Origin of the sequence: Psychrosphaera algicola (genome assembly GCF_028401425.1) — a bacterium.
Classification (GTDB): Bacteria; Pseudomonadota; Gammaproteobacteria; order Enterobacterales; family Alteromonadaceae; genus Psychrosphaera; species Psychrosphaera algicola.
Map to the genome: position 1 here is coordinate 2,838,207 of NZ_JAQOMS010000002.1, position 23,335 is coordinate 2,861,541.

Here is a 23,335-nt window from a genome sequence, read left to right on the forward strand (position 1 = left end):
TATTGTTTCAGTATTTATTGTTTAGCGTTTTTTATAAACGCATTGCTCTTTAACAATTTGGAAAGCTGATAAATAAGGTAAACATTATTGTTTATTTAATTTGTTATTCAACAATTAAAAAAATAATTTTGATTATCACTGTAAGAAGAAAACTCAAGCGTTATTTATGTCGATTGTACTTTTAGCGAGTGCAATCAAAATGGCATAACCTACGACTGACAGTATGAGAATACTTAAGGTTGTATGGTTAAGTGAATAAGCGTATACGGTGGATGCCTTGGCAATTGGAGGCGATGAAAGACGTGTTAATCTGCGATAAGTCTGGTTAAGGTGATAAAAACCGTTATAGACCAGAATTTCTGAATGGGGAAACCCACCCTTTTAGGGTATCGCATAGTGAATACATAGCTATGCGAGGCAAACCTGGAGAACTGAAACATCTAAGTACCCAGAGGAAAAGAAATCAACCGAGATTTCCTGAGTAGCGGCGAGCGAAAGGGAAACAGCCGAATCAGTATAGTTTAGTGGAAGCATCTGGAAAGTTGCACAGTAAAGGGTGATAGTCCCGTACACGACAAGCTATATTGGACACATTAAGTAGGTCGGGGCACGAGAAACCTTGACTGAAGATAGGGGGACCATCCTCTAAGGCTAAATACTCCCAATTGACCGATAGTGAACCAGTACCGTGAGGGAAAGGCGAAAAGAACCCCTGTGAGGGGAGTGAAATAGAACCTGAAACCGTATACGTACAAGCAGTAGGAGCAGACTTGTTCTGTGACTGCGTACCTTTTGTATAATGGGTCAACGACTTATATTTTGTAGCAAGGTTAACCGAATAGGGGAGCCGTAGTGAAAGCGAGGGTTAACTGCCCGTCTAGTTGCAAGGTATAGACCCGAAACCCGGTGATCTAGCCATGAGCAGGTTGAAGGTTGAGTAACATCAACTGGAGGACCGAACCCACTAACGTTGAAAAGTTAGGGGATGACTTGTGGCTAGGAGTGAAAGGCTAATCAAACCGGGAGATAGCTGGTTCTCCCCGAAATCTATTTAGGTAGAGCCTCGGACGAATACTTACGGGGGTAGAGCACTGTTTGGGCTAGGGGGCCATCCCGGCTTACCAACCCCATGCAAACTCCGAATACCGTAAAGTACTATCCGGGAGACACACGGCGGGTGCTAACGTTCGTCGTGGAGAGGGAAACAACCCAGACCGCCAGCTAAGGTCCCAAAGTTATTGCTAAGTGGGAAACGATGTGGGAAGGCTTAGACAGCTAGGAGGTTGGCTTAGAAGCAGCCACCCTTTAAAGAAAGCGTAATAGCTCACTAGTCGAGTCGGCCTGCGCGGAAGATGTAACGGGGCTAAGCAATACACCGAAGCTGCGGTAGCGTAATTTATTACGCTAGGTAGGGGAGCGTTCTGTAAGTGGCTGAAGGTGACTCGAGAGGGTTGCTGGACATATCAGAAGTGCGAATGTTGACATGAGTAACGATAATGGGAGTGAAAAACTCCCACGCCGAAAGACCAAGGGTTCCTATCCCATGCTAATCAGGGTAGGGTAAGTCGGCCCCTAAGGCGAGGCAGAAATGCGTAGTCGATGGGAAACAGATTAATATTTCTGTACTTTTAATCATTGCGATGGGGGGACGGAGAAGGCTAGGTGAGCACGGCGTTGGTTGTCCGTGTGAAAGTATGTAGGTTGGCTGCTTAGGTAAATCCGGGCGGCTAGAACTGAGATACGAGACGATACTCTACGGAGTAGAAGTCATTGATGCCATACTTCAGGAAAAGCCTCTAAGCTTCAGATGATTGAAAACCGTACCCTAAACCGACACAGGTGGTCAGGTAGAGAATACTAAGGCGCTTGAGAGAACTCGGGTGAAGGAACTAGGCAAAATGGTACCGTAACTTCGGGAGAAGGTACGCCGGTTTTGGTGATAGGACATGCTCCTTAAGCTGAAGCCGGTCGCAGTGACTCTGGTGGCTGCAACTGTTTATTAAAAACACAGCACTCTGCTAAATCGAAAGATGACGTATAGGGTGTGACACCTGCCCGGTGCCGGAAGGTTAATTGATTGGGTTATCGCAAGAGAAGCTCATGATCGAAGCCCCGGTAAACGGCGGCCGTAACTATAACGGTCCTAAGGTAGCGAAATTCCTTGTCGGGTAAGTTCCGACCTGCACGAATGGTGTAATGATGGCCACGCTGTCTCCACCCGAGACTCAGTGAAATTGAAATCGCAGTGAAGATGCTGTGTACCCGCGGCTAGACGGAAAGACCCCGTGAACCTTTACTACAGCTTGACACTGAACATTGAGCCTACATGTGTAGGATAGGTGGGAGGCTATGAAACTTGGACGCCAGTTCAGGTGGAGCCAACCTTGAAATACCACCCTTGTATGTTTGATGTTCTAACGTTGGTCCCTTATCGGGATTGCGGACAGTGTCTGGTGGGTAGTTTGACTGGGGCGGTCTCCTCCCAAAGAGTAACGGAGGAGCACGAAGGTTTGCTAAGTACGGTCGGACATCGTACGGTTAGTGTAATGGTAGAAGCAAGCTTAACTGCGAGACAGACACGTCGAGCAGGTACGAAAGTAGGTCATAGTGATCCGGTGGCTCTGTATGGAAGGGCCATCGCTCAACGGATAAAAGGTACTCCGGGGATAACAGGCTGATACCGCCCAAGAGTTCATATCGACGGCGGTGTTTGGCACCTCGATGTCGGCTCATCACATCCTGGGGCTGAAGTCGGTCCCAAGGGTATGGCTGTTCGCCATTTAAAGTGGTACGCGAGCTGGGTTTAGAACGTCGTGAGACAGTTCGGTCCCTATCTGCCGTGGGCGTTGGATGATTGAGAGGAGCTGCTCCTAGTACGAGAGGACCGGAGTGGACGAACCGCTGGTGTTCGGGTTGTCATGCCAATGGCATTGCCCGGTAGCTACGTTCGGAATCGATAACCGCTGAAAGCATCTAAGCGGGAAGCGAGCCTCGAGATGAGTCATCCCTGACAGTTTAACTGTCCTAAAGGGTCGTTGAAGACTACAACGTTGATAGGTAAGGTGTGGAAGTGCTGTGAGGCATTAAGCTAACTTATACTAATTGCCCGTGAGGCTTAACCATACAACGCTTAAGTGTTCTTAAGACATTGATGGTCAAAATTATTGAATGTGTGAATACAAATCTTATTTATAACGTATTGCCTTGAGGCGGTACGAGCTTTCTAAATGTTAAATCAATTATGTAAACGATGTTCGTAGAACATTGATTACAATTCAGCTTTTGCCTGGTGGCAATAGCGCTGTGGAACCACCTGACTCCATTTCGAACTCAGAAGTGAAACGCAGCTGCGGCGATGGTAGTGTGGCATTTGTCATGCGAGAGTAGCTCACCGCCAGGCTCCCATTCGAGAAATCCCTTGAACGAAAGTTCAAGGGATTTTTTCGTTCTGGCGTTAAACAATTTCAAAAGCTCAGGTTGATTTCCTCAGCACTCGGTTGGAGGTTCCAAATATCGCTAAGGCTCTTTTGGAATGACGTTTTTTGTTCTGAACTTATGCGATAATTTAAAGCGAATTATGAACTTCCTCTGCACACGGTTGGAGGTTCCAAATATCGATAAGGCTAGACTAATTTTACAAGCTATGGAATGACGTTTATTGTTCTGAACCTATGCGCTAATTTAAGGCGAATTATGAACTTCCTCTGTATTTGGTTGGAGGTTCCAAATATCGCTTTGGCTCTTTTGGAATGACGTTCTGCAGCTGAAACCAAACAGTTTCATTGGCATTTATAATGGTAGTTATATTGTCATTAAACTTTATTTTAGTCGCGGTGAGGCTTGGAGCGATGCTAGGTGAATCGTCTGGGACTGCACCTGTTAATATTTCTGTCGCCAAAACAGGAGTACAAAGGAAAACTAAAACCAATTACTTAATTGCTATCAATTGATTTAGAAATTTGTTTGTAGTCAGAACGATATCCCCATTATTTAGAAAATTAGGTGAAAAATGAAACACCTTAATTGGCCGTATCAAGAACGACTGAGCCATCAGCTCAAATTTCACAAAACGTGTTAACGGCTAACAAGGAGATAGCTTTAGATAATGGCCATATGCAATCCCCTCGTTGAATAATAAGGCCTAATGTGGATTTAAATAACGTTTTAGATCTGCACCTTGTGTCACACCAAAGCGGGTTTTTGTATCATATTCTTCATGTTTGATTTGATAGTTTTTAAACGCTTCGGAGCCGTGTTCCCAGGTTAATTTTTCGAGTTCGTCACAGCTTCTAAATCCACGAATTGCCTTTAATTCAGTTTGTACTGTCTCTGTGATTTCCAGAGCAATTTTTTTATGACCTAGTTGATGTTTTTTAAGTGCGTCTTGATACTGTTCCCATGCTTTTTGTTCACTTGGATTTGCAAGGGGTTTATCTAGCGTTGGCAACGGGTACCGAATAGCCAACTGCATTTTTAAGTTTTTTAGTCGGCACTTTCTGCCATGACCACGGACGCTAAATTTCCAAGTAGATTTCCAAGTTTGACCGCCATGAAAAAGCTGATCATCTATCTGCACTTCAGGGTCTTCGATTATTTTATTAAAAATGTTTTGCAGTTGTTCAACGTTTATATTGTAAGGTTTGTCATTTTCGATAAGTTTAGTTTTTGCAAATACGCTGCTACTTGTGAGGAGAACAATAAATAATCCGTAAAGCTTCATTATATTTCCTTATATTAATTTTGTTTTGGATTATTACTTTAATTGAGACAAAATGAAGTTACAACGGATGTTGGCATAATAAATAAGTAAAATGATGACGGAATGTAAATGTGCATTTTGTTGTTTTTCAATAACTAAATTAGTAGGAAGCTAAAATGAGCGATTTATTATCTGGTGGGTGTCTATGTGGTGAAGTTCAATTTGAACTTAAATCTGAGTTTAAGACGTTTTATCAATGCCATTGCAAACAATGTCAAAAGCTTACAGGCAGTGCATTTGCTTCCAACTTATTTACTTCTATTGAAAATATCAACTGGATCAAAGGTATAGATTCTATTAGTCATTTTGAAGACAAAGAACGGGAGTTCTCTAAGTCATTTTGTCGTCATTGTGGGTCTGCGTTGCCTTTTATCAATAAACGAAACACCTCATTAATAGTGCCTGCAGGTAGTTTGGATTCGAAGATAGGAACACAATTACAAGCCAATATTTTTGTTGCTGAAAAGGCAAGTTGGTCTAAGGACGAGTGCAACGCTAAAGACTTTGATGGTTTTCCGAGCTAATTAAAATTTAGCGCATTTTTTGAATTTGAAATAAGTTCTTCTTTTAAAGTGGGATAATGTCCCTGAGTTAACCCTATATTAATGATGATTTTAGAAAAAGACTGGCGAGTACTAACAGTTGGTGACGGAGATTTAAGTTTCTCTTTATCTATGATTAACAACGACTTTGTTAAACTTGTCACCCCAACCGTTCTTGATACAAAAGGTAAGGTTTTAGCAAAATATCAAACCAATGGGATCGGTGGTTTACAGCGACTGGATATTGATTGTAAATATCAGTTTGATGTTACCTCGCAGGACAGTTGGAAGTTGTTACTGCCGAACTACTACGATGTAGTGATATTTCAGTTTCCGCTGTTGCCCGCTGTTGGTTCCGAGCTGTCGTTCAATAATGGGCCTTCAATCAATATTAGAAACCGAATATTGTTGAGGAAATTTTTAATGTACGCCACAAAGTACGGCTTAAGGGAAGGCGGTGCTAATCTGATCTACATTACGTCAAAAGATGTAAAGCCATATATCGATTGGAATATTGAAACGACACTAATAGACAACTTGCCTTTAAGTTATTTAGGTAAGTCGGAATTTGATGCGGGACGCTTTACAGGCTATACCCTACGTAACGTCGATAGAGATAAGGTTATAAAAGGAACAAAAGCCTATACCTATGCTTGGTCTCCCATTGAACAACATACAATTAGTAATCAGCTAATTCAAAATATTGATTATACCAATACTGGCTGTCGTTATTGTAAAGCTGGACCTTTTGCGACCGAACAAGAACAGGCAGGTCATCTCAATTCGGCCAGACATAAGCGAATGATCGATTTCGAACAGGAATGGCGCGCGTATCTACGATGTGAGAATACAAAGTCTAAACATGAAGAAGGTTGAAATAGTATGAAACGTCATGCGTTAGTCACAGGCGGGAGTGGGTTTTTAGGCATTAACATTATATTGCTGCTAATTGAGCAGGACTGGCGAGTATCCGTGTTACACAGAAAAAGCTCTGATCTTACCGACTTGCAAGAACTAGATGTTAACTTGATTGTCAGTGACTTAGTGGATAAAGAAACACTCAAAATCGTATTTCCAGAGGATGTTGATGTTGTGTTTCATGTCGCAGGCGATACAAATATGTGGCAAAAGAATAACGATAGGCAATACCAAACTAATGTTGTTGCGACTGATATATTAAGTGAAGTTGCAATATTAAAAGGTGTAGGTCGATTTATTCATACGTCGTCAATATCAGCTTTTGGGTTTCACGACTCTGTAATTGATGAAAGCACGCCAAGTAAGGCACTTACTAGTGGTGTTAATTATCTGAAAACGAAATATTTAGGTGAACAACTGATTAAAAACAAAGTCGAACAGGGACGGCTCGATGCGGTGATTTTAAATCCGTGTGCAATCATCGGAAAATACGATCGGCATAATTGGGCACAGTTATTTTTAATGGTTAATGAAGGGCGATTGCTAAGGCGTACCTAAAGGTGAAGGTTCGTACTGTCATGTATCAGCAGTCGCACAAGCACATATTAATGCAGTGGAAAACGGCAAGAAGGGTGAAAATTACATTCTTGCGGGTGTCGATCACAGCTTTTTAGACGTTGTAACAAAAATAGGGGTTATGTTAGATAAACCCACCCCAAAACGGACAGTGCCGGAACTTGTTTTAATGGCGCTTGGGAAGTCATCTTATTTGCTATCGTTAATTACAAACAAAGAACCCGACATGACACCTGAAAAGGCCACCATGGTTTCAAAACGGGTCGTGGCGAAAAGTGACAAAGCAGTACGCGATTTAAGTTACGACAACACGGTAACTGTAGAGTATATGTTAACAGACTGTTTTAACTGGTTAAAATCTAAAAATCTTATCTAGCTGATACGACGAATAAGTCGTTCTAAAGCCTGGTAACTTAACGCTTCGCTTAAATGTACTCGTTTTATTTCCTCACATTGCTCTAAGTCAGCAATGGTTCTTGCGACTTTAATGATCCGGTGAAACGCCCTAATACTCATTTTTAGTTTTTCTAATGTTGATTCCAAAAATTCTGAATCAGCCTCAGTTAATGGACAAAACTGATTAAGTTCTTTATTTGATAATAGCGCATTTGCTTTACCCTGCCGTCGCAGCATTAATTCTCTCGCTGCAAACACATGTGCTTTGATTTCGGCACTTGAAACTTCATTGTTTGTGCTCGCCGTTAGCGTGCCTTTAGGCAGTGTCGGAACATCCACTTGTAAATCAATGCGGTCTAAAAATGGCCCTGATATTTTATTCAGATATTTTAAAATTTGATCGTGGGTCATTCGACCATCGTCAATGCTCCCCGTTGGGCTCGGGTTTAGAGCGGCCACGAGTTGAAAACGGGCTGGAAACTCAGCCTGTTGTGATGCCCGTGATATGCAAACTGATCCTGTTTCCATCGGCTCGCGCAATACATCAAGTACCTTTCGGTCAAATTCTGGCAATTCATCAAGAAACAAAATACCGTTATGGGAAAGACTAATTTCCCGGGTCTCGGAGAACTACCGCCGCCCACAAGCGCGACACCGCTGCATGTATGGTGAGGTGATCGAAAAGGGCGCTCAAATAAGTTGCTGGCAGTAACGGGCTTGCCACAAATAGAATATATGGCAGCGGTTTCTAGTGCTTCTTGTTCTGTCATTGTTGGCATAATGGTTGTCATTCGTTGTGCTAACATGGATTTTCCCGTACCCGGCGGGCCAACAAAAAGTAGGTTATGAGAGCCTGCGGCGGCAATGGCCAAAGCCCGTTTTGCCGCAGCCTGACCTATGACATCATTGAGGTCTTGGTGGTTTACGTGGTGAAGTCCATTGTCTTCGGCTTGTTGCATTTCAACATAGAGCTCAAGGTCTTGGCCATTAAGTTGCTGGTAAAGAGATAATAGGTTGTTTGTCGCTAATAACTTTATATTAGAGATCACACTTGCCTGTTGAGCATTCGATTCTGGTAGTACACACGTTCGACCCAGTTTTGCACATTGAATAGCCGTGGGTATTTCACCTATGATCGCGCGAATATCGCCCTTTAAACCAAGCTCCCCATAAAATTCGAAATCATGAAGTTTATCGGCGCGCAATTGTCCCGTAGCGGCAAGTATGCCAATGGCGATAGGTAAGTCAAAACGACCACCTTCTTTTTCAGATCAGCGGGGGCTAAATTGACCGTAATTTTTGTTTGTGGAAATTTAAACTGACTATTAATTATTGCACTACGGACTCGATCTCGTGCCTCTCTAACAGAAGTCTCAGCTAAACCAACAATTTGAAATCCGGGTAATCCATTTGAAATATGCACCTCAATGACCACCTCTGGTGCATCAACCCCCGTTTTGCTCGGCTATTTATCCTAGAAAATGACATTTTTTAATAATATTTTAACTTAAAAGTGATTTTCTTAGATTAAGACTGAATTAGTAAAATATGAACTGTACTTGCCAAAAACTGTACTATTTCAGCAAGATAAGCTTTGTAAGTGGATAAATAGTTGTATATTTTTTATTCATTTGAGCAAATTTTATGTTGCATTATTGTCAAATATGAATAGACTGGTAAGACATCGTACCAGTTGGGCCGTAGATCAGCTATACTAATTAATCACGGCACAATTATTTTACTGATTTTCAGTTAACAGATAGATAAAGGGGCGGAACATGAGCCTAAGACAAAAATTCAAAAAATTCTTCCAGAAATTTCTCGTACTGAGCAGGAAGCATTAGACGCAGGTGATACTTGGATTGAGGCCTCTATCTATCAAGGTAAGCCTGATTTCGATACATTGTTGCAAACAGCACCGTCAAAACTGACTGAAGAAGAACAAGCCTTCATTGACGGACCATTGTCTGAATTGCTAATGATGTTAGATGATATGGAAGTACATGACAGTATCCATATCCCACCTCGTGTTTTACAGTTTTTGAAAGACAATAAGTTTTTCTCATTCATTATTCCAAAGGAATACGGCGGCTTAGAATTTAGTGCTTATGCATCATCTACTATTGTTGCGTCTATTTCGACGAAAAGTAACCCAATAGCAACCACAGTAATGGTACCTAACTCGTTAGGCCCAGGTGAGTTATTAGCGCACTTTGGTACTAAAGAACAAAAAGACCACTATTTACCACGCTTAGTTGATGGTCGAGATATTCCATGTTTTGCATTAACTAGCCCAGAAGCAGGTTCTGATGCCGGTGGTATTCCAGATCGTGCGATTGTTACGAAACAAGTTGTCGATGGCGAAGAAGTTATTGGGTTAAGTTGTACCTGGGATAAACGTTATATTACGTTAGCACCAATTGCGACTGTCCTTGGTTTGGCTGTTAAAGTTTTTGACCCGGAAGGGTTATTAGGCGGCGAAGCAGACTTAGGGATCACTTGTCTATTACTTCCTAGCGATTATGAAGGTGTTGAGATTGGAAACCGTCATAAGCCACTAGGCGTTAATTTTTATAATGGTACGACACGTGGCAACGACGTATTTGTGCCGATGGATTTTGTTATCGGCGGCGAAAAAATGTCGGTAAAGGTTGGCAGATGCTAGTTGCATGTTTAGGTGCAGGTCGTGGCGTTTCATTACCAGCAAACGGCTGTGCAACAGGCCATGCAGCACTTAAATCAACGTCTGAATACGCAGCAATTCGTGAACAGTTCGGCATGCCAATCGGTAAGTTTGAAGGTATTCAAGAGCAACTTGCGTTGATTGGTGGTTTGACATTTAATTTAGAAGCGATGCGTCACTTAGTGCTTAATTCGCTCGATTTAGGTTTTAAACCTTCAGTTATCACAGCGATTGCAAAATATCATATGACAGAAATGGGTCGTACGACTCTGCAAGCTGCAATGGATACGCAAGCGGGTAAAGCAATTCAAATGGGGCCAAATAACGTATTGGCAACAGCTTACTTTGCGACGCCAATTGGTATCACTGTTGAAGGCGCCAATATCTTAACTCGTAACTTAATGATATTTGGTCAGGGGGCAACTCGTTGTCACCCACATGTACAAGATTTAATCACTGCTATTCACTCAGAAGAGCCGGATGCAGACAAACAGTTTAATAAACTGTTTAAGAGCACAATCGGATACAGTATTAAAAACTTTTTCCGAGGAGTTGGTTCAGGTTATTTACCAGGTTTTGGTAAAGGTAAAAACCCAGACAAAATGGTTAACGAATTTGAAACTCGAATCAATCGTTTGTCAGCGATTCTTGCAGTGCAATCAGACTTTGCATTATTGGTGTTAGGCGGCGATTTAAAACGTAAAGAAATGCTATCTGCTCGTTTAGGTGACATGCTTAGCTATTTGTTTATGGCGATGGGTAACATTAAGTTTTATACCCAAAGTGACAATCGTGAAGCGCTAAAACCATATTTCGAATACGGTACAACTTGGGCATTACAGCGTGCTGAAGAAGCGTTAACGGCTTATTCAGATAACTTCCCTAACCGTTTAGTTGCTAATTGGTTGAGTCTTAAATTAGGTATGCCATTTATGAGCAAAACTAAGGTATCAGACAAAATGATCACAACGTTGTCTGACGCAACGTTGAAAAACGACGGCGCTAAGAAAGAGTTAACTCACCTTGTTAGCATGAAAGGTCGAGATGGCTTTAGTGTTCTAACTGAAGCATATGAAGCTAAGCTTGCGGTTTTACCATTGCTGGATAAAATGAAACAAGCCGTTCGTGCTGGTAAACTGGTTAAACAGTTAACGTTTGAAGAACTTGTATTAGCAGCTGCTGAAGTTCACGTTATATCAGTTGATGAAAAAGACGAGTTACTTCAATACGACGTGAAACGTAAATTAGCTATCGCAGTTGACGAATATACGTTTGATATGGAGTTGTTGACCAATAACGGTGTCGATGAGCCAATTTTGAAATCTGCTTAATGTTTTCTCGACTCCAAAAAACGCAACTACGGTTGCGTTTTTTTTGCTCGGTATCAAAACATCAATATTTTCGACCAATAGCCATTCCTCATTTTCAAATACATAAGTGGTGAATAGTTATCTGATTTAAGCGAATAACTATAAATATTCATTTTTAGTCCATTTATTTTTCTGATTTTTCGACCCTAAATGTAAAAAGTCTTTTGTCAGACCACTGTCCAAAATTCAGCCAACCTCTTGTGTTTATTCGATTAGATAAAAATTCATCTAATTGTAACGAAACAACTCGTTACATTCGTTCATAGAACATTAACAACCTTTTTCTCACTTTCCGCCACTATGTATATGCGACCTTAGTAAAACACTATTTCTGAGGAGAAAAATATGGGTATCGTAAAATATGGAGTAAGCGTGATTGTATTGTCTATGACTTTTGTAGGTGCGAGTGTAGCGTCGGAATATGAAGCTGCTGACAATTCACCGGAAAGCCAATTGTGTTTGGCTGCAGCAACGGCAAGTAAATTTAAAATGCATCGACAGGTGGCGGATTTCACACCGACTGTTCTCACAAGTAAAAACTATCGTTTAGTTGCGAATAAGCTTTATTGCAACGGAATGAATGTGGCCGACTTCGCTAAATCAGCGGGTAACTTTGAAGTGGCAAACAAACTTATGTCATACCGAGATAACTTCGTTCAAATTAGAGATATTGCAGACCAACGACATGGGTCGGTTCATATCGGCAGTAAGTAGTATGGAACAACTCATATAAGCCGTCACTGGATGTGACGGCTTATAAAATTAGCTACTTGAGGTTACTTAGAAGAACTAAATGTACGGCCAAAGAAGCTTTCTGGAAGCCATTTAGGCTTATCGTCACTATTAGCGACAGCAAGACCAATACGAATGTTTACGTCGGCAAACATTTCAGCGGCATTATAGTTAATCGGTAAATCTAATGAGTCAGATGGTTGATGATAATGGTTAGCAAAAAAGTCGCCCCAAACTTTACCGCCATCTTCACCTTCTGTTTTAGATTTGAAACCGGTCATCAAAAATACTGACGGTATACCTTTTTTAACAAAGTTATAGTGGTCAGAACGGGTAAATATCGCTTGTTGTGGCATTGGGTCAGGACTTAGACCAATACCCAATTGACCTGCCGCTTGTTCTACGATGTCGCCCATTGTGCTGTGGTTTGCACCAAACGCGATAATATCGGCAAAATCATAAAGTAAAACAGGCATATCTAAATTAATGTTAGCCACCATCTGATTTAACGGAATTGTTGGGTTATTTGTAAAATAGTTTGCGCCTAATAGACCTTTTTCTTCTGCAGCCACAACGGTAAATAGTATTGAGCGACGAGGGTTAGACTTACTTAATACACGAGCGGTTTCTAATAACACAGAAACACCTGAGGCATTATCCATCGCACCGTTATTTATTCTGTCTTTTTTAGTCACATCCTGCGCAAAACCTATGTGATCTAAATGCGCAGTAAAGACAACATACTCATCTTTTAATTTCGGATCTGAGCCAGGTAGAAACAGCAATAATGTTTGGAGCCGAGACTTCTTCATGGCGAGAATCTTTTGCTAAAGACAAAGTTGCGTTCAGTGGAAACCCTTTAATAGGTTTGTCGTCGGTATCAAGTTGGAAAATCTCTTCTAAGCTTTGCTCTGCATTTTCGAACAATACTTTGCCAGCTGAAAGATTAAAATAAGCGCCACCTTTTAATTGTTTGTATTCACCAAACGGCTCGTTGTTGCTATTTAACCATTTCATCGAAGGGACACGAAGGTAGTTAAGTGACGTAGTATAAGAACGTACTTTTTCACGTTTAGGTGTATGTAGCGTAACAAAACCCACCGCACCGCGCTCGGCAGCATAACGCTTCTTTTCTTTACTAGAAGCAAGATGAGCCCCTTCTTCAGAAGGCCAGCTTGTAGGGCGACCAGATAGGCTGACAACTATTTTGCCTTTAACATCCAGTCCTTCGTAATCGTTATAATCAAATTCTTCAGCGACCAAACCGTAACCAACAAAAACCGCTTTTGCCGAAACTGCCGTGTGAGCTGAATTCGCAGAGCCACCCATCATGTATTGTTCAGGGTAATCAAGAGTGACTTTTTTGCCATCAATTTCAATAACAGCATTTGTCGTTTGTTGATTTAAGTATGTTTTACGAAATGGAACTCGTTGCTGAAATGACCCTTCGTCACCAGCTGGCGATAAACCGATTTTTGTAAATTCTTTTTCAACATAATGTGCGGCTAGTTCGTAACCTCTGCTTCCTGTATCTCGACCTTCGAGCAGATCGTCCGCGAGGAACTCAAGATGAGCACGAATTAAGTTTTGATCAACGGAAGTTTGGGTTGAAGCTTCTGGTTCTTTATTGCCACAACTAACTAAAAGTGTGGTGAGTAGGCATGTCGCGAGTAATCTTTTCATAACGAACTTTTATAAAATTAAAAAGAGCATTTTACATTTTAATATCGGAGTGGAATATGTCATAAATAGTGCATAACCTGCAATGAATCGCATTTTTTGCCTAATTAACTGCCAAAAGAAGAAGATAATGAAATTAAAAATAGTGTTAATGGTTTTTGTATTTTTGTCAGGTTGTGGAAAAGCAGTAACGAAAGGAGAGCCCGCAGCGGCATTTTCGTTGTCTAGTTTAGTCTCAGATCAAACAATAACCCTGTCAGATTATAAAGGAAAAGTAGTCTACTTAGACTTTTGGGCAAGTTGGTGTAAACCCTGTATTGAGTCGTTTCCTAAATTAGATAAGTTGCATTCCAAATACAAAGATCAGGGTTTTGCGGTGATAGCGGTTAACTTGGACCAATCAAAAGATCTCGCACTAGCGTTTTTGCAAACCAATTCTGTTGGCTATCAAGTGCTCTATGATGACGGTGCTAAGGTTGCTGGCTTATATGACGTAAGTTCGATGCCATCGTCGTATTTTATTGATAAAAAGGGCATTGTTAGACTCGCTCATCAAGGATTTCGTCCTAGTGATGAAATTAAAATAGAGAAAGCAATACAACATTTGTTAGCTGAAAAGTAATCGATTGTACTATTCTTTATGAACAAAATTTTGGATTGAAAAAGGAATTGCTGTGTACGTACCTCGACATTTTAAACACGATATAGACGACAGTGTGTTTAAATTTATAGAAAATAATGGTTTTGCGCAGCTTATTAGTTCAACTAATAACTTACCAGAAGTTACCTTTGTACCAATATTACTAAATGCTGATAAAACTAAGCTCATTTGTCACGTCGCAAATCAAAACCCGCAGGCCAAAATTGAAGATGGTCAGATTGTTCTGGTTTCTTTTAGCGGTCCACACGGTTATGTTTCGCCAAGCTGGTATGAATCAGCCGGTGTGCCAACATGGAATTACCAAGCTGTAAACGTTTATGGGAAAGTGACTAAAAGTCGTGACCCTGAACGCTTAACGCAGTTAGTCAATCAACTTACCGACAAGTATGAACGATATTATGACGCGCCGTGGCAACCAGAGTATCCAGATAAAATGTTACGTGCCATCACTTTGTTGGAAATTGAAATCACAGATATTCAAGCAAAAAGTAAGTTAAGCCAAAACCGCAGTCGGGTTGACCAAGTTAATGTGATTAATGCGTTAAATAAAGAAGGCAATACCAAACTTGCGGAAGCGATGAAAAAGAAAATAAACTGTAATTGAGTTCAGGAGCTAAAGCCTGAACTCAATTTTAAAGTGGCAATCGATGACCTAATTAATCGAATCAGGTTCTTCATTTGAAGCACTAAATACGGCTTCAACGTCAATACTGTCAAACAAATACGGTGTTAAACAAAACTGACAGATTATCTCGATGTTGCCACGTTCTTCGATCAACGCTTTTGCGTCTTCTAAAGTTAACTGGCGAATGGTATTAGCCGTTTTTTCACGGCTACAACCACATTCATAGGTAATTTCCTGTGGCGCAAACATTTCTGGATTGTCTTCATGATAAAGTCTGATCAGCACTTGTTCTGGCGGTAAGTTTAATAGCTCGTCATCTTTTATAGTTTGCGTTAGTGCTTCAAGATGATAGAAGTCATCTTTAGCTTTTTCTTCCACTGGAAGAACCTGCAGCAAAATCCCAGCGGCTTTATGATCACCACCTGAAATATCAGTCGCTAACCAAATTCGAGTTTGTAATTGTTCAGAACTGACAAAGTATTGCTCAACACACTCCATCAATGTCGGCTTATCTAATGCGGCAACACCTTGGTAACGCTCGCCATTTTTTGGCGCAATTGTGATGACCATTAAACCATTGCCAATAAGGTGTTGAATATCGCCGTCGGTAACATCGTCGCTGAATTTTGCCGTTGCTCGCAGTTGCTGGTGGTTATTACCATTTACTACAGCGTAACTTAAAGGGCCATCACCTTGAATTTGAACGCTAATCTCACCTTCAAATTTTAACATTGCGGTCATTAAACTCGTTACCGCTAACAATTCGCCCAATATACGCTTTACCGGATCTGGGTAATTGTGATTGGTAAGCATTGAATTAAAACTTTGATTTATTTGAACTAATTCACCACGTACATGGTACTTTTCGAATAAATAACGGTGTAACAAGTCTGGATTGTTTTGGTCTGTCATTTTGGCTTACTCAAATTTATCTGAATTTTTAAAATTAATTAGGGTGCGACGCTGTTTTTTGTCAGGACGTTTATCAGGACGAGGTGACATAGCGGCGCTAGAGCTTCGGGCAAGTTGTTGCGCTTCACGATGGAGGATACTCGCGGGAGTTTCTTCATAAAGCGTTTGGGCTACCGTAAAGTTCTGACGTTTTTGTTCAACAACTTTAATTACAACAGTTTTTTCGTCATATCCTTGACGTAGCTTCACTTCTGCTCCAACCTCTACCGCCTTTGAAGCTTTACATCTTTGACCATTATAATGAACTTTTCCGCCATTGATCATGTCTGTAGCTACAGAACGAGTTTTGTAGAAGCGTGCGGCCCAAAGCCATTTGTCGAGACGTACTTTTGTTTCAGACATAATATGTAACTGTTTACTTCATGCAGGTATAAAAAATTCCGGCAGAATGTAGCATAGTTAGTGATTTTCCGCTACTTGTAGGGTTATACTCTACGCGTTTTAAAGTAGTTCTTTTTATTCGTTTTTATTGATGATGGTGCATTTTTTTAAATTCTAAATACCATCCTAAGAGAGATTATTAATGGAGTCGTCTCGCTTTTTTGAGCAGCTCAATCGATTTTGGCAAAAAGTGCCACAACAAAAGCTAAGTATTTTGGTGACGATAATGTTGTTGCTATATTGCGCCAACATGGTTGCCAATATGGTTTGGCAACTGGTTCCTGTAAGTCCGAGTAAGGGCCAATTTGTCACAGTGAGCGGCATAAAGTCTAATGCGACGACTCAACAAGCGAGTCAGTTAGACATGTCTGCGTTGCTAAAATTAAATTTATTTGGTGACGAAAGTAAAGTACCAGAAGTTGTTAAACCAGTTGTAACCAACACCGATGCCCCAAAAACACGACTAAATGTGACGTTAACAGGGTTAGTCGCTGATAATTCAAGCAGTACCTCCCAAACGAGTGTGGCTATCATCGAAAGTGCCGGCAATCAGTCAACCTATGGAATTGGCGAAACAATTGATAAAACTCAAGCCAAAGTTGACCAGATTTTATTAGACCGTGTGATTTTATCTGTGAGCGGCCGATACGAGACATTAATGCTCGAAGGTATAGAATATTCAACAACTATCCTTAGCAGTGCCGATGAAATGGTTGATGAAACGTCAAAACTAGCAGATAGTCAGATTATTAAAGGAACTGCAAGGCCAACGGTTAAAAGACCTAAGGTCAAAGCCACGCCGAAAAAAATGGATAAGCGTGCCGATGTTGAATTGTCTAAATCGTTAAGAGAGCAACGTGAACAATTGTTCTCCGATCCAAAAAAATTAATGGACTACATCCGAATTCGTCCCGACAGAAAAGGCGGCGAATTACGCGGGTATAGACTGACACTACAGGTAAAGATCCAAGCCTGTTTAAACAAGTTGGCCTAAAACATAATGATCTGGCCGTTAATATTAACGGGTTTGATCTCACCGACATGAAGCAGGCACTGTCTGTGATGCGCGAGTTGCGGTCGATGACAGAAGCAAGTATTACGGTGTTGAGAGAAGATACCACTGTAGAAATTATTTTGGCTTTATAGCCCCGGAGTTTGATGTAATGGGATTTGTTTCCACTGAGTACGTAAATTTAATGACGCGTACAGTTAAGAAAACCAAAAGTTTGGTTGTATCTGCTGTTTTTACAGTTGTGATAATGGTTTCTGCTGGTACCACAACAAATGTTTACGCTAACCAATATTCACCTAATTTTAAAGGGACAGACATCAACGAGTTTATCAATATCGTTGGTAAGATCCTGCAAAAACCATCATCATCGATCCGTCTGTGCGCGGTAAAGTGAATGTTAGATCTTATGATTTGTTAACCGAAGAACAGTATTATCACTTTTTCTAAATGTCTTAGGCGTTTATGGATTTGCGGTTATCGACATGGGCGACAATATTCTTAAAGTCGTTAAAGCCAAAGACGCTAAAACCTCACCGACGCCGGTCGTAGGTGATGAAGCACCTGGTGTTGGTGACGAAATGGTGACACGGGTTGTACAGGTTAAAAATGTATCTGTACGAGAACTTGCGCCGTTATTACGTCAGTTGAGCGATCAATCTGGCAGTGGTCACGTTGTTCATTACGACCCGTCAAACGTTATTATGATTGTGGGTGCCGCGGCAACTGTAAATCGCTTAGTTGAAATCATCAGCCGCGTTGACCGTGCAGGTGACCAAAAAGTTGAAATTATTCGTTTAGAATTTGCATCAGCAAGTGAGATTGTTCGCATTATTGAAAGTATTTATAAATCGGCTGGTAAAAAGGACCAACCGGATTTTCTTATTCCTAAAATCGTTGCAGATGACCGTACCAATAGCGTTATCGTTAGCGGCGAATTAAAAGCCCGTGAAAAAGTATCAGAACTGATTAAATTGCTCGATGCAGAATTAGAAACAACAGGTAATACTCGAGTTCATTATTTAAAATATGCTAAAGCAGAAGAAGTCGTTAAAGTATTGACCGGAGTGTCAGATTCATTAGCGGCAGACGGCAAAGGTAGCACGACAAAAACATCTTCTAGAAGCGCAAAACGTGACTATTCAATTCAAGCTCACCCTGATTCAAATTCATTAGTGATTAACGCTGAACCTGACATGATGCGTTCGTTAGAACAGATCATCCGTCAATTAGATATTCGTCGTCAGCAAGTATTAGTCGAAGCGATTATTGTTGAAGTATTTGAAAGTGACGGTATTAACTTAGGTGTCCAGTGGGGCAGCGAAGACGCTGGGTTTACTCAGTTCAATAACGGCGTAACACCACTAAGCAGTGTTGCTGGTGGCGCGTATGCCGCTCGTGACCAAGTAACCGAAACGCTTGTTGAAGGGTTTGACGAAAACGGCAATCTAAACACCACGCCTAAAACAACCACAGTACAGGGTGACTACACTGGTCTAGCTCAAGTGCTAAGCGGAATGACTGGTTTTGCAACTGGATTTGTTGACGGTGGCTGGGGCGCGGTAATCCAAGCGGTTCGTAACGATACTAAATCAAATATCTTAGCAACACCGTCAATTACCACATTGGATAATGAAGAAGCGTCTATCCTAGTAGGTTCGGAAATTCCAATCCTAACTGGCTCTGCGGCGAGTGGCAGCAATAACAATCCATTCCAAACGGTTGAGCGTAAAGAAGTTGGTATTAAATTAAAAGTGACACCACAAATTAATGAAGGTACTGCTGTTCAATTATTAATTGAACAAGAAGTCTCAAGTGTCAGTGGTGCAACTGGAGTGGATGTTGGCATAAACAAACGTTCAATTAAAACCTCAGTATTAGCTGAAGACGGTGCAACAATTGTTATTGGTGGCCTTATTGACGAAGACGTTCAAGAAAGTGTGCAGAAAGTACCTCTGTTGGGTGATATCCCAATTCTTGGCCATTTATTCCGTTCAACTGGCACAACCAAACGTAAACGTAATTTGATGGTATTTATCCGTCCTCAAATTATTCGCGACAGTTCAACCATGATTAATGAAAGTCGCCGCAAATATAACTTCATGCGTGGTGAACAACTTAAACGCGAAGATGATGGTATTTCATTAATGCCGTTCACGAGTCATCCTGTATTGCAGGACTGGGATGAAACATTAACATTGCCACCAAACTTTGAAGACTACATGGACCAACAGGACATGGATCCTCAAGGCCCTAGTCAAGATGGTGATGAAGAGCAGGGTATTGATCCTACCATGTTAGATGATGAGTCAGAACCGAGTGAGAATACGGGTTCAGGCAACACTAATTTAGGTCAATAACATGACAGCTGAAACAGATAACATGTCCCAAACTTCAGCTGAGCTTAATGAGTTAACACCTGACTCTGAAGCTGCTTTAGACGCAAGCGTTAATTTGGTTTCAAACGCTGAACTAAATGGCTTGAGATTACCGTTTGGTTTTGCCAAACGCTTTGGTGTCATGCTGTCGCATGTTGAACAAGATACACCAAAATTATTATTAAAGTCTGACACTAATTTTGACGCTTTAATGGAAGTACGACGGGTTATTGGTCGTGCATTGCCCTATCAGATTGTTCAACCTGATGTTTTTGATCATGAACTTGAACAAGCTTATCAGCGTAACGCTTCTGAAACGCAGCAGTTAATGGAAGACATTGGCAACGAAGTTGACTTGTTTTCTTTGCAGAGGAGTTACCATAGGTACTGAAGATTTACTCGAAAGCGAAGACGACGCGCCAATCATAAAATTAATCAATGCGACCTTATCGGAAGCGATTAAAGAAGGTGCCTCTGACATACATATCGAAACTTTCGAAAAACAACTTGTTATACGTTTTCGAGTCGATGGTGTGTTACGAGAAGTGTTATCACCAAATCGTAAATTAGCCTCGTTATTAGTATCTCGTATTAAGGTTATGGCGCAACTCGATATTGCTGAAAAACGTGTTCCTCAGGATGGTCGTATATCCCTTCGTATTGCGGGTCGTGCGATTGATGTTCGTGTTTCGACAATGCCATCGGCTTATGGCGAACGGGTTGTAATGCGTTTGTTGGATAAAAATAACGCTCGATTAAACCTGCCTGATTTGGGGATGGATAAAACCAACGAAGCCCACTTTGCTGACTTACTGCGTAAACCCCACGGAATTATTCTTGTTACGGGACCAACCGGTTCTGGTAAAAGTACCACCTTGTACGCTGGACTGTCAGACATTAACAGCAAAGACAGAAACATTTTAACAGTCGAAGATCCGATAGAGTATGAACTGCAAGGCATTGGTCAAACGCAGGTTAATACTAAGGTCGACATGACCTTTGCCCGCGGACTCAGAGCCATTTTACGACAAGACCCAGATGTCGTTATGATAGGTGAGATACGAGATCTAGTCACTGCTGAAATTGCCGTTCAAGCCTCACTTACCGGTCACTTAGTTATTTCAACGCTGCATACCAATACCGCCGCTGGCGCGATTACTCGAATGGAAGACATGGGCATTGAACCTTTCTTATTATCTTCGAGTTTATTAGCGGTATTAGCGCAACGACTAGTCCGAACATTGTGTTCAGAATGTAAAGTGCCTTATTCACCAGATGCTGCAGAATTAGCTTTACTAGGTTGGTCTGAGGATCATGAGGGCAGCTTGTATCATCCAAAAGGATGCGATAAGTGTAATTTCTCCGGTTATCGCGGACGAGTGGGTATCCATGAATTATTAATTGTCGATGAACATGTAAGAGAACTGATCCACAATGGTCAGGGCGAACAAGTTATTGAAAAATATGTACGTAAGATCACCCCAAGTATACGAGACGACGGCTTTGCTAAAGTTACCGCAGGTGTTACTACATTAGAAGAAGTGCTGCGAGTTACGCGTGAGGACGAATAATGGCGGCGTTTGAATACAAAGCACTTGATGGCAAAGGCAAAACCAAAAAGGCATTTTGGAAGCGGATACAGCAAAACAAATTCGCCAGCAATTGCGTGAAAAAGGGTTAGTGCCGCTTGAAGTCACTCAAGCAAGCCAAAAAGAAAAACAAACAGCAGCCGGAATTAGCCTCTTTCAGCCTAAAATATCCGCCAATGATTTGGCCCTTATCACTCGCCAATTAGCAACATTAGTAGGTTCTGCGCTGACCATTGAAGCCGCATTATTAGCGGTTGCTGAACAATGTGACAAACCAAGATTAAAACGTACCGTAATGGCCATTCGCTCCAAGGTAGTAGAAGGTTATACGCTTGCCGATGGGATGAAAGAATTTCCATATATCTTTGACCATTTGTTCCGCTCTATGGTGGCCGCCGGTGAAAAGTCAGGGCATTTAGACGAAGTATTAAATCGCTTAGCCGATTACACCGAACAGCGTCAGGCAACCAAAAGCCAGCTTACTCAAGCAATGATTTACCCACTGATGTTGACCATATTTGCCATTGGCATCGTCTCGTTTTTATTAGCGTCAGTGGTGCCACAAATTGTTGGCCAGTTTGTTGACTCTGGCCAAGCTTTACCCGGCACCACTCAGTTTTTATTAGATGTCAGTGATTTTATCATTGCTTACGGCTTTACTATGGTCATCGCCATATTAGCTTTGTTGATTTTTGCTCAGCGAATGTTGCAAAGGCCCTCAGTGAGATTAAAGTTTGATCGGTTATTATTGAACTTACCGCTTATTGGCAGAGTCGTATTAGGGGTTAATACTGCTCGCTTTGCTCGAACATTAAGTATATTAACGTCAAGTGCCGTTCCTATTTTGGAAGGTATGATGATATCTGGCGAAGTGTTAACAAATAGTTATATCAAAAAGGGGTGAAAGACGCCTCAGATAATGTTCGAGAGGGTTCGTCTTTAAAAGGGTCGTTAGATCAAACCAAAATTTTTCCTCCGATGATGTTACACATGATCGGCAGTGGTGAGAAATCCGGTGAATTGGAACAAATGTTAGGCCGTGCCGCTGACAACCAAGACAACGAAATGGATGCAACATTAAAGATAAGCCTCGGCTTATTAACACCGTTAATCGTCTTAGTGATGGCGGGCATGGTAATGTTTATTTTAATGGCAATTTTGCAACCAATTATGGAAATGAACAATTTAGTTGGGTTATAAAATTTCAGGAGTAGAAAGTGAATAGGTCTCATATGAAACACAACAAACAAAACGGCTTTACCTTATTAGAAGTCATGATCGTAATTGCTATTTTAGGCATGATTGCGGGCATGGTTGTACCAAACTTAATGGGGTCTACGGATGATGCAAAAATTCAGAGTACGGCAATTGAAATCCGTAACCTAGAATCAACGTTAGACATGTACAAATTAAAAGCAGGTCAATACCCAACAACAGAGCAAGGTATGGAAGCATTAGTGACAATGCCTGAAATGGAGCCTGTACCACGTAATTATCCTGAAGATGGCTTTTTGAAAAAAGTCCCTGTGGATAAATGGGGTAATGAATATCAGTTGATCTCTCCAGGAGAGTTGGGCAAATACGACTTATTCTCTATGGGGCCAGACGGCGAAGCCGGTACTGATGACGATATTGGTAACTGGAACGCTGACGAGTTTTTATAAACCAAACTCGTTGTAACCGTTATACGCAGGGCTTGTCTTACGATAGGCCCTGTTTTGTCTCAGATAAAGTTATTTATTTCGCAACACAACATAGGTAGTTCAGTGCATAAAAGTAAAGGGTTCACATTGTTAGAACTGTTGCTTGTTATCGTTGTGATCGGTTATTTGGTCACTATGGTACGTTTGCCTTCGCTTGCTCCGGATCCCTTTGAACTCACCGAAAAACAAGCGGCTCGAATGACCCACTTGGTAAATTTAGCGTCGGAATATGCGGTATTAAATAATATGCAATTGGGACTGGCTGTCACCGAAGACCGTTTTGCATTTTTAGTCTTTGACGGTGAAGCCTTAGCAACCATTCCAAGAACCGCCTTTTGATATCAAACCTCTCGACGAATAT

Annotated in this window: 14 protein-coding genes, 2 rRNA genes and 6 pseudogenes; 16 read left to right on the forward strand and 6 right to left on the reverse strand. The window is 41.3% G+C overall.

The window, feature by feature from the left end:
* Window positions 1–245: 245 nt before the first annotated feature.
* Together PN838_RS15525 and rrf are read left to right on the forward strand one after the other, a co-directional pair.
* Window positions 246–3,123 (forward strand): 23S ribosomal RNA (locus PN838_RS15525).
* 162 nt (window positions 3,124–3,285) lie between these two features.
* Window positions 3,286–3,400 (forward strand): 5S ribosomal RNA (gene rrf, locus PN838_RS15530).
* A gap of 741 nt (window positions 3,401–4,141) precedes the next feature.
* Here rrf and PN838_RS15535 read toward each other — a convergent pair.
* Window positions 4,142–4,720: a DUF922 domain-containing protein gene (locus PN838_RS15535; RefSeq protein ID WP_215964156.1), complete on the reverse strand. Its 579-nt coding sequence runs from the start codon at window positions 4,718–4,720 to the stop codon at window positions 4,142–4,144.
* 155 nt (window positions 4,721–4,875) lie between these two features.
* Here PN838_RS15535 and PN838_RS15540 point away from each other — a divergent pair, with 155 nt between their 5' ends.
* The 4 genes from PN838_RS15540 to PN838_RS15555 all read left to right on the forward strand — a co-directional run bounded on the left by PN838_RS15540 (window position 4,876) and on the right by PN838_RS15555 (window position 7,171).
* On the forward strand, window positions 4,876–5,283 hold the full coding sequence (locus PN838_RS15540) for a GFA family protein (protein WP_272181241.1): 408 nt from the start codon (window positions 4,876–4,878) through the stop codon (window positions 5,281–5,283).
* A gap of 81 nt (window positions 5,284–5,364) precedes the next feature.
* Window positions 5,365–6,177, forward strand: coding sequence for a Rossmann-like fold-containing protein (locus tag PN838_RS15545; protein WP_272181242.1), 813 nt, complete (start codon window positions 5,365–5,367; stop codon window positions 6,175–6,177).
* Window positions 6,178–6,183: 6 nt separating this feature from the next.
* Window positions 6,184–6,777 carry an NAD-dependent epimerase/dehydratase family protein gene (locus tag PN838_RS15550; RefSeq protein WP_272181243.1) on the forward strand — a complete coding sequence of 198 codons (594 nt, stop codon included), beginning with the start codon at window positions 6,184–6,186 and terminating at the stop codon, window positions 6,775–6,777.
* Between the two features lie 55 nt (window positions 6,778–6,832).
* Window positions 6,833–7,171: a Rossmann-fold NAD(P)-binding domain-containing protein gene (locus PN838_RS15555; RefSeq protein ID WP_272181244.1), complete on the forward strand. Its 339-nt coding sequence runs from the start codon at window positions 6,833–6,835 to the stop codon at window positions 7,169–7,171.
* Here PN838_RS15555 and PN838_RS27445 read toward each other — a convergent pair.
* Window positions 7,168–7,428, reverse strand: coding sequence for a magnesium chelatase subunit ChlI family protein (locus PN838_RS27445; protein WP_370661113.1), 261 nt, complete (start codon window positions 7,426–7,428; stop codon window positions 7,168–7,170). The genes PN838_RS15555 and PN838_RS27445 overlap by 4 nt on opposite strands.
* A gap of 135 nt (window positions 7,429–7,563) precedes the next feature.
* Window positions 7,564–8,626: pseudogene (locus tag PN838_RS15560) on the reverse strand (YifB family Mg chelatase-like AAA ATPase); the annotation flags it as partial.
* A gap of 324 nt (window positions 8,627–8,950) precedes the next feature.
* On the opposite strand from PN838_RS15560, the pseudogene PN838_RS15565 reads away from it, so the two are divergent.
* Both PN838_RS15565 and PN838_RS15570 read left to right on the forward strand, forming a co-directional pair.
* Window positions 8,951–11,205: pseudogene (locus PN838_RS15565) on the forward strand (acyl-CoA dehydrogenase).
* Between the two features lie 384 nt (window positions 11,206–11,589).
* The gene (locus PN838_RS15570) at window positions 11,590–11,958 is read left to right on the forward strand and encodes a DUF3718 domain-containing protein (protein WP_215964162.1); all 369 of its coding nucleotides are present in this window, start codon (window positions 11,590–11,592) and stop codon (window positions 11,956–11,958) included.
* A 62-nt stretch (window positions 11,959–12,020) separates the two neighbouring features.
* On the opposite strand, the pseudogene PN838_RS27450 reads toward PN838_RS15570, so the two are convergent.
* Window positions 12,021–13,659, reverse strand: a pseudogene (locus tag PN838_RS27450) (M28 family metallopeptidase).
* 127 nt (window positions 13,660–13,786) lie between these two features.
* Here PN838_RS27450 and PN838_RS15580 point away from each other — a divergent pair.
* Window positions 13,787–14,278: a TlpA family protein disulfide reductase gene (locus tag PN838_RS15580; protein WP_272181245.1), complete on the forward strand. Its 492-nt coding sequence runs from the start codon at window positions 13,787–13,789 to the stop codon at window positions 14,276–14,278.
* A 52-nt stretch (window positions 14,279–14,330) separates the two neighbouring features.
* Window positions 14,331–14,921 carry an FMN-binding negative transcriptional regulator gene (locus PN838_RS15585; protein WP_272181246.1) on the forward strand — a complete coding sequence of 197 codons (591 nt, stop codon included), beginning with the start codon at window positions 14,331–14,333 and terminating at the stop codon, window positions 14,919–14,921.
* Window positions 14,922–14,969: 48 nt separating this feature from the next.
* Here the strand turns inward: PN838_RS15585 and hslO are convergent, their stop codons facing one another.
* A complete protein-coding gene (gene hslO / locus PN838_RS15590) occupies window positions 14,970–15,854 on the reverse strand; it encodes an Hsp33 family molecular chaperone HslO (RefSeq protein ID WP_215964166.1) in 885 nt (294 codons plus the stop codon).
* A 6-nt stretch (window positions 15,855–15,860) separates the two neighbouring features.
* Window positions 15,861–16,256, reverse strand: a complete 396-nt coding sequence (hslR, locus tag PN838_RS15595; RefSeq protein ID WP_215964167.1) for a ribosome-associated heat shock protein Hsp15 — start codon at window positions 16,254–16,256, stop codon at window positions 15,861–15,863.
* Window positions 16,257–16,437: 181 nt separating this feature from the next.
* Between hslR and gspC the strand changes: the two genes are divergently transcribed.
* The 6 genes and pseudogenes from gspC (at window position 16,438) to PN838_RS15625 (ending at window position 23,313) form a co-directional block, all read left to right on the forward strand.
* On the forward strand, window positions 16,438–17,289 hold the full coding sequence (gspC, locus tag PN838_RS15600; protein WP_272181247.1) for a type II secretion system protein GspC: 852 nt from the start codon (window positions 16,438–16,440) through the stop codon (window positions 17,287–17,289).
* A 265-nt stretch (window positions 17,290–17,554) separates the two neighbouring features.
* Window positions 17,555–19,664, forward strand: a pseudogene (gene gspD / locus PN838_RS15605) (type II secretion system secretin GspD).
* Between the two features lie 22 nt (window positions 19,665–19,686).
* A pseudogene (gene gspE, locus PN838_RS15610) lies at window positions 19,687–21,253 on the forward strand (type II secretion system ATPase GspE).
* Window positions 21,253–22,471 (forward strand): annotated as a pseudogene (gene gspF, locus PN838_RS15615) (type II secretion system inner membrane protein GspF). The pseudogenes gspE and gspF overlap by 1 nt, the downstream one beginning before the upstream one ends.
* 32 nt (window positions 22,472–22,503) lie before the next feature.
* Window positions 22,504–22,935 carry a type II secretion system major pseudopilin GspG gene (gene gspG, locus PN838_RS15620; RefSeq protein WP_272181248.1) on the forward strand — a complete coding sequence of 144 codons (432 nt, stop codon included), beginning with the start codon at window positions 22,504–22,506 and terminating at the stop codon, window positions 22,933–22,935.
* A gap of 54 nt (window positions 22,936–22,989) precedes the next feature.
* Window positions 22,990–23,313 (forward strand): prepilin-type N-terminal cleavage/methylation domain-containing protein, encoded by a 324-nt coding sequence (locus tag PN838_RS15625; RefSeq protein ID WP_272181249.1) that lies wholly within the window; start codon window positions 22,990–22,992, stop codon window positions 23,311–23,313.
* The last annotated feature ends 22 nt before the right edge of the window (window positions 23,314–23,335 follow it).

Excerpts from the sequence above, each read along its gene's own strand:
- PN838_RS15535 (WP_215964156.1), bottom strand. The coding sequence starts at position 4,720 with ATGAAGCTTTACGGATTATTTATTGTTCTCCTCACAAGTAGCAGCGTA.
- PN838_RS15540 (WP_272181241.1), top strand. The coding sequence starts at position 4,876 with ATGAGCGATTTATTATCTGGTGGGTGTCTATGTGGTGAAGTTCAATTT.
- PN838_RS15545 (WP_272181242.1), top strand. The coding sequence starts at position 5,365 with ATGATGATTTTAGAAAAAGACTGGCGAGTACTAACAGTTGGTGACGGA.
- PN838_RS15550 (WP_272181243.1), top strand. The coding sequence starts at position 6,184 with ATGAAACGTCATGCGTTAGTCACAGGCGGGAGTGGGTTTTTAGGCATT.
- PN838_RS27445 (WP_370661113.1), bottom strand. The coding sequence starts at position 7,428 with ATGCTGCGACGGCAGGGTAAAGCAAATGCGCTATTATCAAATAAAGAA.
- PN838_RS15570 (WP_215964162.1), top strand. The coding sequence starts at position 11,590 with ATGGGTATCGTAAAATATGGAGTAAGCGTGATTGTATTGTCTATGACT.
- PN838_RS15580 (WP_272181245.1), top strand. The coding sequence starts at position 13,787 with ATGAAATTAAAAATAGTGTTAATGGTTTTTGTATTTTTGTCAGGTTGT.
- hslO (WP_215964166.1), bottom strand. The coding sequence starts at position 15,854 with ATGACAGACCAAAACAATCCAGACTTGTTACACCGTTATTTATTCGAA.
- hslR (WP_215964167.1), bottom strand. The coding sequence starts at position 16,256 with ATGTCTGAAACAAAAGTACGTCTCGACAAATGGCTTTGGGCCGCACGC.
- gspC (WP_272181247.1), top strand. The coding sequence starts at position 16,438 with ATGGAGTCGTCTCGCTTTTTTGAGCAGCTCAATCGATTTTGGCAAAAA.
- gspG (WP_272181248.1), top strand. The coding sequence starts at position 22,504 with ATGAAACACAACAAACAAAACGGCTTTACCTTATTAGAAGTCATGATC.